The sequence below is a fragment of the Pseudomonas sp. NPDC077186 genome (genome assembly GCF_044543505.1).
Classification (GTDB): Bacteria; Pseudomonadota; Gammaproteobacteria; order Pseudomonadales; family Pseudomonadaceae; genus Aquipseudomonas.
The window spans coordinates 1,363,138-1,379,775 of record NZ_JBITWE010000001.1; the positions used below are offsets into that span (position 1 = coordinate 1,363,138).

General features: G+C 69.2%; 16 protein-coding genes. 9 read left to right on the forward strand and 7 right to left on the reverse strand.

Annotated features, from left to right (window positions below; translation table 11 throughout):
• Window positions 1-209: 209 nt before the first annotated feature.
• Window positions 210-779, reverse strand: coding sequence for a MarR family winged helix-turn-helix transcriptional regulator (locus tag ACIGKL_RS06420; RefSeq protein ID WP_397485850.1), 570 nt, complete (start codon window positions 777-779; stop codon window positions 210-212).
• 115 nt (window positions 780-894) lie between these two features.
• Between ACIGKL_RS06420 and ACIGKL_RS06425 the strand changes: the two genes are divergently transcribed.
• From ACIGKL_RS06425 to ACIGKL_RS06445, 5 genes are all read left to right on the forward strand, one after another.
• On the forward strand, window positions 895-1,125 hold the full coding sequence (locus ACIGKL_RS06425) for a glutaredoxin family protein (RefSeq protein ID WP_397485851.1): 231 nt from the start codon (window positions 895-897) through the stop codon (window positions 1,123-1,125).
• Between the two features lie 10 nt (window positions 1,126-1,135).
• Window positions 1,136-1,873, forward strand: coding sequence for a hypothetical protein (locus ACIGKL_RS06430; RefSeq protein WP_397485852.1), 738 nt, complete (start codon window positions 1,136-1,138; stop codon window positions 1,871-1,873).
• Window positions 1,873-2,127 (forward strand): DUF2024 family protein, encoded by a 255-nt coding sequence (locus ACIGKL_RS06435; protein ID WP_397485853.1) that lies wholly within the window; start codon window positions 1,873-1,875, stop codon window positions 2,125-2,127. The genes ACIGKL_RS06430 and ACIGKL_RS06435 overlap by 1 nt, the downstream gene beginning before the upstream one ends.
• Before the next feature lie 10 nt (window positions 2,128-2,137).
• A complete protein-coding gene (locus ACIGKL_RS06440; RefSeq protein ID WP_397485854.1) occupies window positions 2,138-2,416 on the forward strand; it encodes a Rho-binding antiterminator in 279 nt (92 codons plus the stop codon).
• A gap of 100 nt (window positions 2,417-2,516) precedes the next feature.
• A complete protein-coding gene (locus tag ACIGKL_RS06445) occupies window positions 2,517-3,113 on the forward strand; it encodes an NTP transferase domain-containing protein (RefSeq protein WP_397485855.1) in 597 nt (198 codons plus the stop codon).
• A 194-nt stretch (window positions 3,114-3,307) separates the two neighbouring features.
• On the opposite strand, the gene ACIGKL_RS06450 is transcribed toward ACIGKL_RS06445, so the two are convergent.
• Window positions 3,308-4,192, reverse strand: a complete 885-nt coding sequence (locus ACIGKL_RS06450) for a LysR family transcriptional regulator (RefSeq protein ID WP_397485856.1) — start codon at window positions 4,190-4,192, stop codon at window positions 3,308-3,310.
• Window positions 4,193-4,296: 104 nt separating this feature from the next.
• Here ACIGKL_RS06450 and ACIGKL_RS06455 point away from each other — a divergent pair, with 104 nt between their 5' ends.
• The 4 genes from ACIGKL_RS06455 to ACIGKL_RS06470 all read left to right on the forward strand — a co-directional run bounded on the left by ACIGKL_RS06455 (window position 4,297) and on the right by ACIGKL_RS06470 (window position 8,580).
• Complete coding sequence (locus ACIGKL_RS06455) at window positions 4,297-4,995, forward strand: CoA transferase subunit A (protein ID WP_397485857.1); 699 nt, start codon at window positions 4,297-4,299, stop codon at window positions 4,993-4,995.
• 11 nt (window positions 4,996-5,006) lie between these two features.
• The gene (locus ACIGKL_RS06460) at window positions 5,007-5,663 is read left to right on the forward strand and encodes a CoA transferase subunit B (RefSeq protein ID WP_397485858.1); all 657 of its coding nucleotides are present in this window, start codon (window positions 5,007-5,009) and stop codon (window positions 5,661-5,663) included.
• Between the two features lie 181 nt (window positions 5,664-5,844).
• The gene (locus ACIGKL_RS06465; RefSeq protein WP_397485859.1) at window positions 5,845-7,026 is read left to right on the forward strand and encodes an acetyl-CoA C-acetyltransferase; all 1,182 of its coding nucleotides are present in this window, start codon (window positions 5,845-5,847) and stop codon (window positions 7,024-7,026) included.
• 210 nt (window positions 7,027-7,236) lie between these two features.
• Complete coding sequence (locus tag ACIGKL_RS06470; protein WP_397485860.1) at window positions 7,237-8,580, forward strand: short-chain fatty acid transporter; 1,344 nt, start codon at window positions 7,237-7,239, stop codon at window positions 8,578-8,580.
• Window positions 8,581-8,614: 34 nt separating this feature from the next.
• On the opposite strand, the gene ACIGKL_RS06475 is transcribed toward ACIGKL_RS06470, so the two are convergent.
• The 5 genes from ACIGKL_RS06475 to ACIGKL_RS06495 all read right to left on the reverse strand — a co-directional run bounded on the left by ACIGKL_RS06475 (window position 8,615) and on the right by ACIGKL_RS06495 (window position 16,511).
• The gene (locus tag ACIGKL_RS06475; protein ID WP_397485862.1) at window positions 8,615-11,218 is read right to left on the reverse strand and encodes a LuxR C-terminal-related transcriptional regulator; all 2,604 of its coding nucleotides are present in this window, start codon (window positions 11,216-11,218) and stop codon (window positions 8,615-8,617) included.
• A gap of 165 nt (window positions 11,219-11,383) precedes the next feature.
• Window positions 11,384-12,751, reverse strand: a complete 1,368-nt coding sequence (locus ACIGKL_RS06480; RefSeq protein ID WP_397485863.1) for a DUF1329 domain-containing protein — start codon at window positions 12,749-12,751, stop codon at window positions 11,384-11,386.
• A 29-nt stretch (window positions 12,752-12,780) separates the two neighbouring features.
• The gene (locus ACIGKL_RS06485; protein ID WP_397485864.1) at window positions 12,781-14,574 is read right to left on the reverse strand and encodes a DUF1302 domain-containing protein; all 1,794 of its coding nucleotides are present in this window, start codon (window positions 14,572-14,574) and stop codon (window positions 12,781-12,783) included.
• A 207-nt stretch (window positions 14,575-14,781) separates the two neighbouring features.
• Window positions 14,782-15,939, reverse strand: coding sequence for a phosphatidylserine/phosphatidylglycerophosphate/cardiolipin synthase family protein (locus ACIGKL_RS06490; protein WP_397485866.1), 1,158 nt, complete (start codon window positions 15,937-15,939; stop codon window positions 14,782-14,784).
• Window positions 15,939-16,511 carry a YceI family protein gene (locus tag ACIGKL_RS06495; protein ID WP_397485867.1) on the reverse strand — a complete coding sequence of 191 codons (573 nt, stop codon included), beginning with the start codon at window positions 16,509-16,511 and terminating at the stop codon, window positions 15,939-15,941. The genes ACIGKL_RS06490 and ACIGKL_RS06495 overlap by 1 nt, the downstream gene beginning before the upstream one ends.
• Window positions 16,512-16,638 lie beyond the last annotated feature (127 nt).

Here is a 16,638-nt window from a genome sequence, read left to right on the forward strand (position 1 = left end):
GCCCCCAGAAAAGCGCCCTGCGCCGGTGCTGGACAACCGCAGATCAACGCGCCAATGCAGTCTAGAAGCCTCCGTATGCGCTTGCCGCGCTGGCGACCGACGGCCCGTGCGGGGCTATTCGGCCGCTTGTCGATGGCGCTGCGCGAACCCGGTCCGCTGAACGGCTACAACGGTGGTGAGCAGCGCGTCGAGACGAATGCCGGGCAGGCTCATGCGGCGACCTCGGCGGCCTGATGTTCGCGACAGATCAGCCCCGCATCGGCGGGCGCCAGGGGCTCCTGGGTCAGGCCGCAGAACGGCTGGCCATCGACCTGCCGGTGGAAACGGCAGCTCGCACACAGGCCGAAGCTCGGCACGTCGGCGCTGCGCTGCACTTCGCGCAGCAGCTCGCCCAGCAGCCCCTGCAGCTGCACGCCGCGCTCGCCCATACGCGCCTCGCCGGCGGCGAGGAAGTCCGGCGGCAGCAGCGCCTGCAGCAGCGCCCGGGCCGGATCGGTCAACGCCAGGTGCACGCTGCGCTTGTCGCGCGCGTCCTGGGTCTTGGCGATCAGCCCCTTGGCCTCCAGCGCCTTGAGCGACTGCGACACCGTGCCCTTGGTCAGGCCGAGGTAGTCGGTCACCCCCAGCGGCGTGTTGGAGTAATGGTTGCAGCGCGCCAGGTACATCAGCGCGCTGAGCTGGATGGGCTGCAGCTCGGCCAGCAGCGGGTGCTGGCGGAACCAGATGCGGGTCAGGCTGGACAGCCGTTCGAGCAGGTCGAAGAGAGTCGTGTCGGTCATATAGCGCTCCTGTCGAGACATAGTATCGACTAAATACCATATTGACAAAGACCGCTTCAGGCGTAACCTTTGCGTAAGTATCGAATCGATACCAACACCCGACAGGAGACTCATCATGACTCACGCCCGCTTCTATCACGCCGGTTGCCCCGTCTGCGTATCGGCCGAACAGACCCTGCTCAACCTGCTGGCCGCCGAGGTACAGGTCGAGGTCGTCCACCTCGGCGAACAGCCCGCGCGGGTGGCGGAAGCCGAACGGGCCGGGGTCAGGTCGGTGCCCGCCCTGGTGGTCGAAGGCCAGGTGCTGCACCTGAACTTCGGCGCTGCCATCGACGAGCTGAAGTAAGGAGCCGGCCATGAAAAACCCTATCGCGTTCGCGCTCTCTGCATTGCTCGCCAGCACGGCCTGGGCCCACGGTCCGGAGGGCATCCACAGCGAGAAGAGCGCCAAGATCGAAGCCGCCTTCGATCTGGTGCACACCCGCGTGTTCAAGGACGGCCAGGATCTGGTGTTCGAGCAACTGGTCGATGGTAACGCCGGCAGCCGCACGCCTACGGCCAAGGGCAGCTTCGCCGGCGCCGAGGTGTACAGCTACGTCTGGCCGACCAGCCTGAACAGCGGCGCGGTCGGCTTCGCGGACGATTCGGGCATCCTCGCCCTGGCGCTGACCTCGCACCCGGACTTCGACGACACGCCGCAGCTCGATGAGAACGGCGACGGCGACAAGGGCAACGACGGCGGCCTGTGGCATTCGCACTGGGTGGTGCTGACCAAGGACGCCAGCTGCGGCCCCAGCGGCCTCAAGGTGCGCGACATTCCCGAGGGTGCCAAGCCCAGGCTGCCGGCCACCTGGCCCGGCGCAGCGATCTATATCGATTCGCCCGGCTATAAGCTGAGCCTGAACAACGACGCCGCACAGATTCGCGTCCCCCTGGCCGCCGTGGGTTTTCCCGCCAGCTTCAACTACGACGGGGTGACCGCCGCGCTGCAGGTCAACGCCGATCTGCACAGCCCGCTGCTGTGCGTCTCCAGCGTATGGGACGTGGCCTCCGGCGACCTGTCGCTGCCGGCCACCTGGACGGAGAAAAAGTGATGAAGGTGAATGTCTTCGACACCCATGTGCGCACCCGCGACGGCCGCTACCTGCACTTCGACGTGCTGACCGAAGGCAACGACCAGGCTCGCGCCAGCCAGTACGCCCGCGACTGGATGAGCGAGCGCGGCGTGCAGGATGCCGACATCGAACAGAGCCGCTGCCAGTTCTGCCACAGCGAACCGGCCCACCCCGAGGTCGCCGCCGCCATCGCCGGGCAGGGCTACTACATCATCGAACTGCAAGGCTGCTAGGAGACCCAGCATGAACGCGTATCGGCCGCTGAACTGCGATCTGCACGACTACCTGGAGATCGCCTGCATGCATGGCTACCGCCTGCAGATCGAGCTGCTCGACGGCCCGGGCTTCGCGGCCAGGGCGCTGACCACGCGCACGGCGCCGAGCAAGGAGGAGTTTCTCGTGCTGCAGACCGATAACGGCCAGTTCGAGGTGCGCCTCGACCAGTTGCTGGCCATCACCCCGCTCGACGCCAACGCCCGTTTCGGCCGCATCGAATTGGCCGGCGCCGCCTGCAGCCGGTAGAGGCCAAGGCGAGGCACGCGGCGGGCGATACGGGTTATGCTCGAGCGCCCCACGCCTGAACGCCGTCAGGCGCCGGCTCCCTGCGCAGTGGAAACCGCCCATGGCCATGCCCGCCCCGCCCCTCGCCGTCGCCGCCCTGATGCTGGCCGCCGGCTACAGCCGCCGTTTCGGCGCCGACAAGCGCCGCGCGACCCTGGCCGACGGCCGCTCGCTGCTGAGCGCCAGCCTGGCCCTGCCCTGCGCGGCGCTGGACGAGGTGTGGCTGGTGCTGCGCCCGGACGAGACGCCCGCCGAGCTGGGGCTGCCGGCATCCGTGCGCATCGTCCAGGACCCGGCCAGCGCCCAGGGCATGGGCCATAGCCTGGCCGCCGGGGCGCGGCGCCTGTTGGCCGAATCGTCGGCGCAGGCGGTGGCGATCTTTCTCGCCGATATGCCGTCGATTCGCCGCGACAGCCTCGACACCCTGCTGGCGCAAGCCGACGCCGAGCGCATCCTGCTGCCGAGTTATGGCGGCAGCCGCGGCCATCCGGTGCTGTTCGGCCGCCGCTTGTGGCCGCAGCTCGCCGCGCTGAGCGGCGACACCGGCGCCAGGTCGGTGATTCAGCACAACCCGGACGCCGTGCGGATCGTCGCGCTGGACGATCCGGGGCTGGTGCTGGATGTCGATACCGCCGAGGACTGGCAGCGGCTGCGCTAGCGAGCGGGTGGCGGGTTTCATCCGCCCGATGCCAGCGCCATCAGCTGCGCACGGCCTAGTCTGTAGGGTGGACATGGCGAAGCCTTGTCCACCTGTGATTCGGCGGACAAGCCTGGCGGCATGTCCACCCTACGCGATCGCCATTCGCCGCAGGAAGCGGCTCCTACCAGCGTTGTGGCCCGACGCCACCGGCTTTAAACCTCCGCCTGACGCAACAGCGTCTCGCTCAACGCCTGCGCGGCGCGCGACAGCTGGTGCCCGGCCAGGTGCAGCAGGCCGACGCGACGGGCGACCTGCGGCTCGCTCAGCGGCAGGCAGCGCGCGCCCAATTCCTCCATCTGCCGCCGGCACAGGCTGGGCACCGCGCTGACGCCCAGGCCCTCGGCGACCATGCGCCCCACCGTCACCAACTGGTGGCTCTCGAAGGCCACCGGCAGCCTGCCGTGCGTGGCGATGACGCTGTCCTCCAGCAGCAGGCGCACCGCCGAGGGCCGCTGCAGGGTGATAAAGGGCTGTTCCAGCAGCTGCGCCCAGCTCAATGCGTCCTGCTCGGCCAGGGCGCTGCCCGCCGGCACCACGGCGACGAAGCGGTCGTCGTACAGCGCGGTGAACTGCAGGCCGTCGAGGGTCGCCGGCTCGAAGGCGATGCCCAGCTCGACGCGGCGATCGCGGACCATCTCCAGCACCTGCTCGTTGATCACGTCGTGCACCGTCACCCCCACCCGCGGATGGGCGTCGCGGAAGGCGCGCAGCGCCGCCGGCAGGCGGTTGCCGGCGAACGAGGGCATGGCCGCCACCGCCACCTTGCCCAGCTGCAGGCTGAAGTGCTGACGCAGCAGATCCTCGGCGTTGTCCCAGTCGGCCAGCAGGCGCACGGCGATCGGCAGCAGGGTCTCGCCCTCGGGGGTCAGCGCCACGCTGCGGGTGGTGCGCACCAGCAACTGGCCGCCGAGCGACTCCTCCAGGTTCTTGATCGCCAGGCTCAGCGCCGGTTGCGACAGGTGCAGGCGTTCGCAGGCCTGGGCGAAGCTCAGGTTCTGCGCCACGGCGAGGAAGGCGCGCAGCTGCTTGACGGTCATTGATTTACTTACCTGATCAATTCAGAGGAAAAACAAACTTAACAAATCACTCCCCAGACATGAAGCTTGGCCTCACCCCGGATAACAACAAGAGGCACCCCGAGATGAGCGGACTCGACAAGCGCGTCGGCAGCTATGAAGAAGCCCTGCACGGCCTGCAGGACGGCATGACCGTGCTGGCCGGCGGCTTCGGCCTGTGCGGTATCCCCGAAAACCTGATCAAGGAGATCCGCCGCCGCGGCGTGCGCGACCTCACCGTGGTGTCCAACAACTGCGGCGTCGACGGCTTCGGCCTCGGCGTGCTGCTGGAAGACCGGCAGATCCGCAAGATGATCGCCTCCTACGTCGGCGAGAACGCGCTGTTCGAGCAGCAGCTGCTGTCCGGCGAGCTGGAAGTCGAACTGACCCCGCAGGGCAGCCTGGCCGAGAAGCTGCGCGCCGGCGGCGCCGGCATCCCCGCCTTCTTCACCGCCACCGGCTACGGCACCCCGGTCGCCGAGGGCAAGGAGGCGCGCGAGATCAACGGCCGCCACTACATCCTCGAACCGGCCATCACCGGCGACTTCGCCATCGTCAAGGGCTGGAAGGCCGACCACTTCGGCAACGTGGTCTATCGCCACACCGCGCAGAACTTCAACCCGCTGGTGGCCACCGCCGGGCGCATCACCGTGGTCGAGGTGGAAGAAATCGTCGAGCCCGGCGAGCTGGACCCGACGCAGATCCACACCCCCGGCATCTACGTCGACCGGCTGATCTGCGGCAGCTTCGAAAAACGCATCGAAAAACGCACCCTGCGCGCCTGAGGAGAACGACCATGGCTTTGACCCGTGAACAGATGGCCCAGCGCGTCGCCCGCGAACTGCAAGACGGCTACTACGTGAATCTGGGCATCGGCATCCCCACCCTGGTGGCCAACTACGTGCCCGAGGGCATGGCCGTGATGCTGCAGTCGGAGAACGGCCTGCTCGGCATGGGCGCCTTCCCCACCGAGGCCGAGGTGGACGCCGACATGATCAACGCCGGCAAGCAGACCGTCACCGCGGTCAAGGGCGCATCGATCTTCAACTCGGCCGAATCCTTCGCCATGATCCGCGGCGGCCACGTCGACCTCACCGTGCTCGGCGCCTTCGAGGTGGACGTGCGCGGCAACATCGCCTCATGGATGATCCCCGGCAAGCTGGTCAAGGGCATGGGCGGCGCCATGGATCTGGTGGCCGGCGCCGATAACATCATCGTCACCATGACCCACGCCTCCAAGGATGGCGAGTCCAAGCTGCTGGAACACTGCAGCCTGCCGCTCACCGGCTGCGGCTGCATCCGCAAGGTGCTGACCGACCTGGCCTACCTCGAAATCGAGAACAACGCCTTCGTCCTGCGCGAGCGCGCGCCGGGGGTGAGCGTCGAGGAAATCGTCGCCAAGACCGCCGGCAAGCTGATCGTGCCCGAGCACGTGCCGGAAATGAGCTTCTAAGGTTGTCTACCGTCTCGAAGGCGCCACCACGCACGGCGTCTTCGGGGCGTTTTTAGTTCGGCCAGATGGGGCTTGTGGCAGAGGCTTTAGCCGCGACTGGAAACTCGCCGCTAAAGCGCCTCCCACGGCTCTGGTATCGCACTGCAGCGTGGAGCGATTCGCTCTCGCCTAGGAGTCAAGCATGCAAGACGTCGTCATAGTCGCCGCCACCCGCACTGCCATCGGCAGCTTCCAGGGCAGCCTGGCGGAGATTCCCGCCCCCGAGCTCGGCGCCATCGTGATCAAGCGCCTGCTGGAGCAGACCGGCCTCGACGGCGCTCAGGTCGACGAGGTGATCCTCGGCCAGGTGCTCACCGCCGGCTCCGGGCAGAACCCCGCGCGCCAGGCGGCCATCCGCGCCGGCCTGCCGCATGCCGTGCCGGCGCTGACCCTGAACAAGGTCTGCGGCTCGGGTCTGAAAGCCCTGCACCTGGCCGCCCAGGCGATTCGCTGCGGCGATGCCGAGGTGGTCATCGCCGGCGGCATGGAAAATATGAGCCTGGCCCCCTATGTGTTGCCCAAGGCCCGTACCGGCCTGCGCATGGGCCATGCGCAACTGCAGGACAGCATGATCCTCGACGGCCTGTGGGACGCCTTCAACGACTACCATATGGGCATCACCGCGGAGAACCTGGTGGAGAAATACGGGATTTCCCGCGAAGCCCAGGACGCCTTCGCCGCCGCCTCGCAGCAGAAGGCCTGCACGGCCATCGAGAGCGGTCGCTTCGCTGCCGAGATCACCCCGGTGCTGATCCCGCAGCGCAAGGGCGAGCCGCTTTCCTTCGCCCGCGACGAGCAGCCGCGCGCCGGCACCAGCGCCGAATCGCTGGGCAAGCTCAAGCCGGCGTTCAGGAAGGACGGCAGCGTCACCGCCGGCAACGCCTCCAGCCTTAACGACGGCGCCGCCGCGGTGCTGCTGATGAGCGCGGCCAAGGCGCAGGCGCTGGGCCTGCCGGTGCTGGCCAGGATCGCCGGCTATGCCAATGCCGGCGTCGACCCGGCGATCATGGGCATCGCCCCGGTCTCGGCCACCCGCCGCTGCCTGGACAAGGCCGGCTGGAGCCTGGCCGAGCTGGACCTGATCGAAGCCAACGAGGCCTTCGCCGCCCAGGCCCTGGCGGTCGGCCAGGAGCTGGGCTGGGACGCCGCCAAGGTCAACGTCAACGGCGGCGCCATCGCCCTCGGCCACCCCATCGGCGCCTCCGGCTGCCGCGTGCTGGTCAGCCTGCTGCACGAGATGATCAAGCGCGACGCGAAGAAGGGCCTGGCCACCCTGTGCATCGGCGGCGGCCAGGGCGTGGCGCTGGCCATCGAGCGAGGCTGACGCACGTTACCCCGTGGGAGGCGCTTTAGCGGCGACTGCTCTGAAGTCATCGCGGCTAAAGCCCCTCCCACGATGCGACGCATGAATGCACCAACGCAGCCAACCAGCTCGGCCTCGTGCCGGGCTTTGTCATTTCCACCCCAGGCTCAGCCAACCTCTAATGCCTGGTCGCAAGCCCTGAAGCACAACCATAAAAAAGAGGCGTCATCCATGTTCAACACCCTCACCCGCCTGAGCGTGAGTCTGGTACAGCGCTACCTACCCTCGCCTTTCGTGTTCTCCGCACTGCTGACCCTGGCCGTGCTGGTCGCCGGCATTTCCTCCACCGGCCAGTCGCTACCGGCCATGGTGCAGCACTGGAGTGGTGGCTTCTGGACCCTGCTCGGTTTCGCCATGCAGATGGCGCTGATCTTCGTCACCGGCCACGCCCTGGCCAGCGCGCCGGTGGTCAACCGTCAGCTCGACCGCCTGGCCGCCCTGGCCCGCACACCCGGCCAGGCCGTGGTGCTGGTCACCCTGGTGGCGCTGCTCGGCTGCTGGATCAACTGGGGTTTCGGCCTGGTGATCGGCGCCGTGTTCGCCCGCGCCCTGGCGCGCCAGGTGCAAGGCGTGGACTACCCGCTGCTGGTGGCCTCGGCCTATTCCGGCTTCCTCATCTGGCATGGCGGCCTGGCCGGCTCCATCCCACTGTCGCTGGCCACCGGCGGCCCGGATCTGGCGCGCATCACCGCCGGCGTGCTGAGCGAGCCGGTGAGCATCACCCAGACCCTGTTCAGCCCGATCAACCTGACCATAGTCGCGCTGCTGGTGATCGGCCTGCCGTTGCTCAACCGCGCCATGCACCCGCGCCGGGACGCCAAGGTGGCCGATGCCGCCAAGCTGGTGGAGTCCCACGCCGACCTGCCGGCCCGCGAGACCCCGGCGCAGCGCCTGGACGACAGCCGCATCCTCGGCCTGGCGCTGGTGGCCATGGCGGCGATCTACCTGTTCAACCACTTCAGCAGCAAGGGCTTCGTCCTCGGACTCGACGTGGTGATCGCCATCTTCCTGTTCTGCGGCCTGCTGCTGCACGGCACCCCGGAGCGCTACATGCGCGCGGTGGACGAAAGCGTGCGCGGCATCGGCGGCATCGTTTTGCTGTTCCCCTTCTACGCCGGGATCATGGGCATGATGATGGGCGCCAACGCCGACGGCATCTCCCTCGGCCGGCAGATCACCGAGGCCTTCATCTCCTGGTCGTCGGCCGACACCTTCCCGCTGCTGGCCTTCCTCAGCGCCGGGGTGGTCAACGTCTTCGTGCCGTCCGGCGGCGGCCAGTGGGCGGTGCAGGGGCCGATCATGTTGCCGGCGGCGCAGGCCCTCGGCGTGTCGCCCACCGTCACCGCCATGGCGATCGCCTGGGGCGACGCCTGGACCAACATGATCCAGCCGTTCTGGGCCCTGCCGCTGCTCGGTATCGTCGGCCTCGGCGCGCGCGACATCATGGGCTACTGCCTGATCATGCTGCTGTACTCGGGCGCGGTGATCTGCGGCGCCTTCTACTTCCTCGGCTGACCGCCCTGCCCGCTCGCCGCGCGAGCGGGCCCTCTCACTCCCCCATCAAGCCCCAGGCCTTGGCCATCGCCACCGCCTGGGTGCGGCGCTGCACGCCGAGCTTGACGTTGATCCGCCGGGCATGGGTCTTGACCGTGTGCAGCGAGATGAACAGGCGGTCGGCGATCTCCTGGTTGGAACAACCCTGGGCGATCAGCTGCAGCACCGCCAGCTCGCGCGAACTGAGCAGGGCGCTACCGGCGCTGGCCGGCTGATCGGCCGCCGGCGCCGGCTCGAGCAGGCGCCGATAGAGGCTGGCTTCCCCCGGCAACAGCCGCTGCAGCCACTGCGGCTGGCGCTGCTGCAGCTCCTCCAGCGGGCGCAGCAGACGCAGACGGCGCGCCTCGTCCAGCGCCGCGCCCAACAGCGCCTCGCCCTCCGCCTCGCGGCCCTGCGCCAGCAGGCTTTCCGCCAGGCTGACGCGGCACTCGCAGGCCAGGCTGCGATGCCCGGCCGACTCGCACTCGTCGAGCAGCAGGTGCAGGGCATGCTCGGCGGCGGCACAGTGGCCGAGCAGCAGGTCGCTGATCGCCAGGTAACGACGCAGGCGCGGCAGCAGGTCGTAGAAGCCGGACGGCGCCAGCTGCTGGCGTTGCTGCAGCTGCTGCAGGGTCTGGGCGAACACCTCGCGCGCGCGCCCGGCCTGATCCTGGCGCAGCAGCAGGCGCCCGGCGCCGAGCTGCAGCACGCCGCGGTAGCGCACCTCCGGCACATGCGACCACTGCATCGCGCGCTCGGCCTTCTGCAGCCACTGGTAGGCCTCGTCGAACTCGCCGCGGCTCTCGGCCAGTTCCAGCAGGCCGAGGTAGCCGGCGATGGTGTAGCCGTCCTCGCAGCCTTCGGCCTCCTGCAGGCCCTGGCGATAGGCCTGCTGCGCCAGCTCGTCGAGGCCCTGGCGGGCCAGCAGGCTGGCGCGCAACAGCAGCAGGCGGCCGACCACCGGGCTGTGGCTGAGCTGACCGCGCAGCAGCTCCAGCGACTGCTCGGCCAGCTCGGCGGCGCGCCCGGCTTCGCCCTGCATCTCCAGCAGCAAACACTGATCGGTGTTGAGCAGCGCCTCGTAGACCAGGCTGCCGTGCAGACGCGCCAGGCGCAGGCCCTGGTCGAGGTGCTGACGGGCCTGATCCAGGGCATTCTCCGCCAGGCTCTGCTGGGCCAGCGCCTGGTAGCAGAGGATGCGTTGCGACCAGGCGCCCTCGTCCAGCGCCTGCAAGGCCTCCAGGCAATGCTGGCGAGCGTCGCGGCGGCCGCACTGGCGCGCCAGCACCCCGGCCAGCGCCTGCCAGTGGGCGAGCAGCTTGCGCTGGCGGCGTGCATCGGGCTGCGGCAGGAAGTGCGCCAGCGCCTGCATGCACTCGCTGGCCTCGTCGAAACGCGCGCAGATGATCAGCGCCCAGGCCTGCAGCACGATCAACCGCGGCGAGCTGGCGAACAGCCAGGCCGGCAGCTCCTCGCGCCATTGCAGGAACTGCGCGACCGACTGGCCCTGCAGCAGCTGCTCCTGACTGAAGCGTTGCAGGTAGTTGACCGCCACCTCGACCTGGCCGGCGTGCAGAGCATGCTCCACCGCCTCGCGGATATCGCCGTGGCGGGCGAACCACTGGCAGGCGCGCAGGTGCACCGGCGCCTGCGGCGCCGCGCCGGGCAGGCCGCGCAGCACCTGGGCCAACGGGCGCCACAGGCGGAACCAGGTGCCGCTGCTGTCCAGCGCGCGGATAAACAACTGGCGCCGCTGCAGCTCGCCCAGCAGCTCGCCGCCGCGGCCTTCCAGCAGGTGTGCGCAGAGTTCGCCAGAGAAACGCGGCAGCAGCGCCAGGGCACAGAAGTCGCCACGCAGCTCGGCGTCCAGGCCGTCCAGCACCTCGCGTTCGACATAGTCGCGCAGCAGCGCGCAGCCGGCCTGCAGGCGCTGGCGCAGGGCGGCCTCGTCGGCATCGAGCAGCAGCAGGCGAATCGCCGCCAGCCAGCCTTCGCTGCGCTGCAGCAACACCCGCCGGCAGTCGTCGGCCAGCTCCAGTTGCAGGGCGGCGAGCAGCGCCTCGAGGCCCTCGGCGTCCAGCGCCAGATCCTCGCCCTGCAGCTCCAGCAAATCGCCCTGCAGCAGCAGGCGCGGCAGGTTCCAGGCCGGCGCGCGGCGGCTGGCCACCCACCAGGTCACCTGCGCCGGGGCGGCGGCGAACAGCCGGTCGAGGCAGGCGTCCAGCTCGGCATCGGGCTGGCGCGGGTAATCGTCGAGAAAGATCCACAGCCGCCCGCCCTGCTCGTGCAATAACGCCAGCAAGGCGTCCTCCGCCTCGCCGTCCGCCGCCGCGCATTGCAGCGCCGCGGCCAGGCGCGCCAGCAGTTGCGCCGGGCTCAGCCGGCGGCCGCCCAGATCCAGCCAGATGCGACGGGTGCCCGCCGGGGTCAGGCGCGCGCACTGACCGAGCAGCACGCTCTTGCCGAAGCCTGCCGGCGCGCAGAGCAGGCGCAGGCGCGCCTCGCTGGCGAGCAGGCGTTGGCTGAGGGCGGGACGGGGCACGACGGCGGGCGGCAGCCGCGGCAAATCGGCGGGGTGCGCAGGCACTGCGCTCTGGCGAGCGATGGCGAGGGTCGGCATGGCAGCGGTTCTCTCTGCTTGTAATTGTGGAACCACGCGCCGATGGTACGCCCGCCGCGGCGCCGACTGCACCCCATCGGGCTTATGCCGAGAGATTCACGGGAGCATGGCGGGCAGAAAAGACGACGCCGCCCCGATAGGCGGCGCCGTGGTTGCGAGCGAGCCTCAGCGCACCCCGGCGTTACGCAGCGCCGCTGGGGTGAAGTCCTTGGCCGAGGCCTGGGTGCCGTACTGGATCGAGCGCTTCTCCTCGTTGGCCATGCCGATGGCCAGGTAGCGCCCGGCGACGATGTCGTACAGCGCCTCCAGGGCGTACACCGGCACCTGCTCGGCGTAGTGCTGCAGCAGCTGCGCCTCGCCGACCCGCCACAGCTGGCCGCGGCCGTCGTAGTGCTCGGACAGGGCGATCTGCCAGGAATCCTCGTCGACGTAGAAGCGGCGCTTGGCGTAGATGTTGCGCTCGCCGGCCTTCAGCGTCGCCTCCACCTCCCACACCCGGTGCAGCTCGTAGCGGGTCAGGTCCTGGTTGATATGCCCGGCCTTGAGGATGTCCGCGTACTTCACCTCGGGCGAGGCCAGGCGGTAGTTGTTGTAGGGAATGTACAGCTCGCGCTTGCCCACCAGCTTCCAGTCGTAGCGATCCGGCGCGCCGTTGTACATGTCGAAGTTGTCCGAGGTGCGCAGGCCGTCGGCGGCGGTGCCCGGGCCGTCGTAGGCCACCTGCGGTGCGCGCCGCACGCGGCGCTGGCCGGCGTTGTAGAGCCAGGCCATGCGCGGCTCCGCGACCTGATCGAGCGAGTCGTGCACCAGCAGCACGTTGCCGGCCAGGCGCGACGGCGCGGTGACCCGCTGCTTGAAGAACAGCAGGGCGTTCTCCGCCTTGCCCGGGTCGATGTCCGGGATATTGTCGGGGAAGGCCACCTCGTCCTCGAAGTGCACCAGGGTGTAGCTGCCGTTGGTCTGCGGCGAGGCCTGCACGATGCTGCGCTTGAGGTTGCCGCCGCGGTAGCGGGTGATGTGGTTCCACACCACCTCCAGGCCGTTCTGTGGGATCGGGAAGGCGTAGTAGCGGCTGTCGGTGAAGTTGGTCAGGCCGTTGCCGCCGTCGACCAGGCCGGTATTCACCGCGCTGGTCTTGGCCGCCTGGTAGATCGAGGCCGGCACCGCGGCGGTGCGATGGCTCGGATAGACCGGCATGCGGTAGCTCTGCGGGTAGCGCTGGAACATCGCCAGTTGCCCGGCGGACAGCTGGTCCTTGTACTGTTCCAGGTTCTGCGCGGTGATGGTGAACAGCGGTTGCTCATTGGCGAAGGGGTCGCCGAGGAAGCCGCGCTCGTCGACCTTGGCCGCATTGGTGGCCAGGCCACCGGTCCAGGCCGGGATGCTGCCGGCGGCGTTGCCTTCCATCTGCGCGCCCAGCGGGGTCAGGCTGGTGCCCAGCTTGGCCGCCTCCTCGGGGCTCACCGCGGCCAGAACGCTGCCGGCCAACAGGCTCAGGGACAGCGCGCCGAAGAGTTTCAGGGTGGTGTTCATCTGCATTCCTCAACTGATCCTGATGGGTCCTAGAAGCTCACGCCGAAGCTGAGCGCGAGGAAGTCGCGGTCGACCGCGGTGTTGTAGTCGCCGCCGAAGAAGTCGGTGTACGACAGGCTGGCGCTGTAGGTGTTGCGGTAGTCGGCGTCGATGCCGAGGCTCACCGCCTTGGCGCCCTCGTTGAACAGGCCGTTGGGGCCGTAACCCTCGACGTCGTGCGACCAGGAGACGTTCGGCTTGAGGTTCACCCCGGCGAAGGCGTTGCTGTATTCCCAGATGCCGCGCACGCGGTAGCCCCAGGAGGTGCTGGTGGTGAAGCCATGGGTGTCGCCGTCGAAACCATAGGCGCCGTACAGCGAGTCGCGGCCGTAGCGCAGCTCCTCGCGGCTCTCCAGGCCGCCGACATGGGCCAGGCCGATCTCGCCGACCAGGGTGAAGCGCCCGGCGCCCATGACCTGGTCGAAGAAGTGGGTGAAGCTGGTCTGCAGCTGGGTGACTTCCTTGCGCTTGTAGCCGACGTTGTCCTCGCCCGGCCCGGCCGACACCGGCGAGATGCCCGGGGCGATGGGATTGAGCAGGCTGCGGGTAATGTCGGTGGTGTTGATCTGCAGCGGCAGGTTCGGCCGGTAGCTGACCTCGCCGCTCCAGGCGGTGCCGGTGGGCAGGCTGGTGGAGAAGCTGAGGCCGTAGAGGCGGATGTCCTCGGGGTATTCCAGGTAGTAGTTGCCGTTGCCCAGCAGCACGCTCTGCGCCAGACCGCCGCCGCTGCCCGGGGCGATGCCCTCGGCGACGCCGATGATGCCCGGCAGCGCGGCCAGGGTGGCCAGGCCGACGTTCTGCGTGCTGACGATGGGCGTGCGGCTGTGGTAGTTCATCACGTAGGCGCCGTACTCGGTCTCGTCGCCCAGCCAGCGCAGGGCCAGGCCCCACTGGCCGTCGTCGCGCGCGTCGCGGTCGCCGCCGCGCGGCAGGATCACGCCCTCGGCGTCGACCTCGAAGCCCTGGCCGAAGGCCGCCGCCACCGGCTCGAGCGGCGCGATGGCCGGCGAGCCGACGTGGTAGCCGCTGTCGCAGCCGTCGGCGGCGACGTCGGCGGTGGAGAAGAAGGTGCCGCAGTTGTCGATGATGGTCTGGTCCCACTCCAGCTGGTAGAAGGCCTCCATGCTCAGCTGGTCGGTCAGGCTCTGCGACAGGTAGAGCATGTTGACCGGGATCAGGCCTTCCTTGATCTCCGCGCCGGGACGGCGGAAGGCGGCGACGTCGATGGGGTTGATCGAGTTGATGCTGTTGCCGATAAAGGTGCTCTCGCCCCAGCTGACCACCTGCTTGCCGACCCGCACCGTGCCCGGCAGGTCGCCGAGGGCGTAGTTGTGGTAGAGGAAGGCGTCGAGGATCTCCGCACCGGAGGACTGCGCGCCCTCCTTGCGGTTGTGGTCGTCGATGTCCTTGAACAGGCGGCTCTCATCCTTCAGCTCGAAGTCGTACCAGTACTTGCCGCGGACGAACACGCCGGTATCGCCGTAGCGCAGTTCGAGGTCGTGGATGCCCTTGAAGATCTTCGAGAAGGTCTCGCCCTTCTTGAAGTTCAGCCGGCCGTCGTCGCCAGTCTGCGCCTGGCCCTGGCCGCCGTTGTTCGGCCCGATCAGGTCGCGGTCGGGGCTGCGCATCGACCAGCTGGCGCCGATCGACAGGCTGCTGTCGAGCTGGCCCTCGATCTCGCCGATATTGAAAGTGACGGCCTGCGCCGGGGCGGCGCAGCCGACGGCGATGGCCAAGGCCAAGGTGTGCGGCTGGAAAATTCCGGGCCCTGTTGTTCTTGTCATGCGGGTCTCCTGAGGGTGGGTACAGCTGTTCGCCACCCTACGCAGCGGTCAGGAGCCGGATAAGCGCACCAAGGAGGGATTTCGCCTGTCGCCCGAAAGTATGAACGGCGCCCTGGCGCGGACGCTCACGCCGCCCCTCGACTTGCTGAATGACGGGGTATCAGGCGCGGCGGGAACTTTTCGCATTGCGGCAGGCGGGATATCGGCTCAGCGCCAGCGATCGAGCAGGTTGACCGCCAGACGATCCAGCCAGCCCCACAGACGCTGCTGCAGGCGCCGCCACCAGGGCCGCGCGCGCCAGTCGGCGAGGGTGATCTCGGCGCTGGCGGCAAAGTCGGCGACGAAGCTGGCGGTCACCGCGGCGGTCAGCTCGGGGTCGAGCGCCTCGAGGTTGGCGTCGAGGTTGAAGCGCAGGTTCCAGTGGTCGAAGTTGCACGAGCCGACGCTGACCCAGTCGTCCACCAGCACCATCTTCAGGTGCAAAAAGCGCGGCTGGTACTCGAAGATGCGCACCCCGGCCTTGAGCAGGCGCGGGTAGTAGCGCTGGCCGGCGAAACGCACCGGCGGATGGTCGGTGTGCCGGCCGGTCAGCAGCAGGCGCACCTCGACGCCGCTGGCCGCGGCGCGGCGCAACGCCCGGCGCACCTTCCAGGTCGGCAGGAAATAGGGCGTGGCCAGCCACACCCGATGCTTGGCCGCGCGCAGCGCACGCACCAGCGATTGCAGGATGTCGCGGTGCTGCGCCGCATCGGCGTAGGCCACCCGGCCCAGGCCCTGCCCCGCCGGCGGGTTGCCCGGCAGCTTGCGCAGCCCCGGCAGGCGCGGCGGCTGCCAGGCGAAGCGCGCCAGGCAGGCCTGCCACTGGTACTCGAACAGTTGCTGCCAGTCGTGCACCAGCGGCCCTTCGATCTCCACCATGGCCTCGTGCCAGGCGCTGTCGGCCTGCTCCGGCAGCCAGAACTGATCGGTCGCGCCGGTGCCGCCGACATAGGCCAGGCGCCGGTCGACCAGCAGCAGCTTGCGGTGGTCGCGCTGGAAATTGCGCAGGCCGCGGCGCCAGCGCAGCGGGTTGTACCAGCGCAGCTGCACCCCGGCCGCTTGCAGGCGCTGGCGCAGCGCCTGGCCCAGGCCGGCGGCGCCGAAGGCATCGAACAGCCCGCGCACCGCCACGCCGCGCGCCGCCGCCCGGCACAGCGCGGCGACCAGGCGCTCGCTGCACTGGCCGTCCTCGACCAGGTATAGCTCCAGCTCGACCTGGCGCTCGGCGGCGTCGATGGCGGCGAGCATGCGCGGGAAGAACTGCGCGCCGTCGAGCAGCAGGGCGAAGCGGTTGCCGCCGCGCCAGGGGAAGATCGCGCCGCGCATCAGCGAGCGGTGAAGATCAGCACCGCACCCACCGGCACCGACAGGCTGATGGCGGACAGGTCGGCCACCTTGCGCAGCGCCTCGATGCCGCCGGCCAGGCCGAAGTCCTCGGCGTGCAGCACCAGCGGCGCCAGGCTGACCACCTGGAAGCGGCGGTCGTCCAGGCGGGTGACCAGCAGCTCGGCCTCCAGCTGGCGCGCGCGCTCGTTGAGGGTCAGGGTCAGCGGCAGGCGCAGTTCCAGCTGCGCGCCCGGCGCCAGGTCGGTGAGCTGCGCCAGGTTGACCTGCGCGGCGACCCGCGCCTCGGGCAGGCGCTCGGTGTCCAGCAGCATGGCGCGCAGGCGCTCGTCGCGCAACGGGATGCCGGTGCTCAGCGAGTCCAGCTCGATGCGCAGGCGGGCGCGGCCGTCGGCGCCGATCTGCCCGTGCAGGGTGAGGAAGCGGTGCACCTCCGACAGGTTGCCGGAATGGGTGGAGATAAAGGACAGCCGCGAGGACTCGTTGTCCAGGTACCAATCGGCCTGGACGGGCAAGGCGGCGGCCAGCAACAGGGCAAACAGCGAACGACGCATGGGGACTCGGCAAACGGCATGACCAGGCGCAACGATAGTCGCCGCGGCCGGGCTTGCAAAGCCCGGCGCCCTGTCGAGGCGTAGCCCGGATGCAATCCGGGAGTGCTTTACCAGCATGCCCCGGATT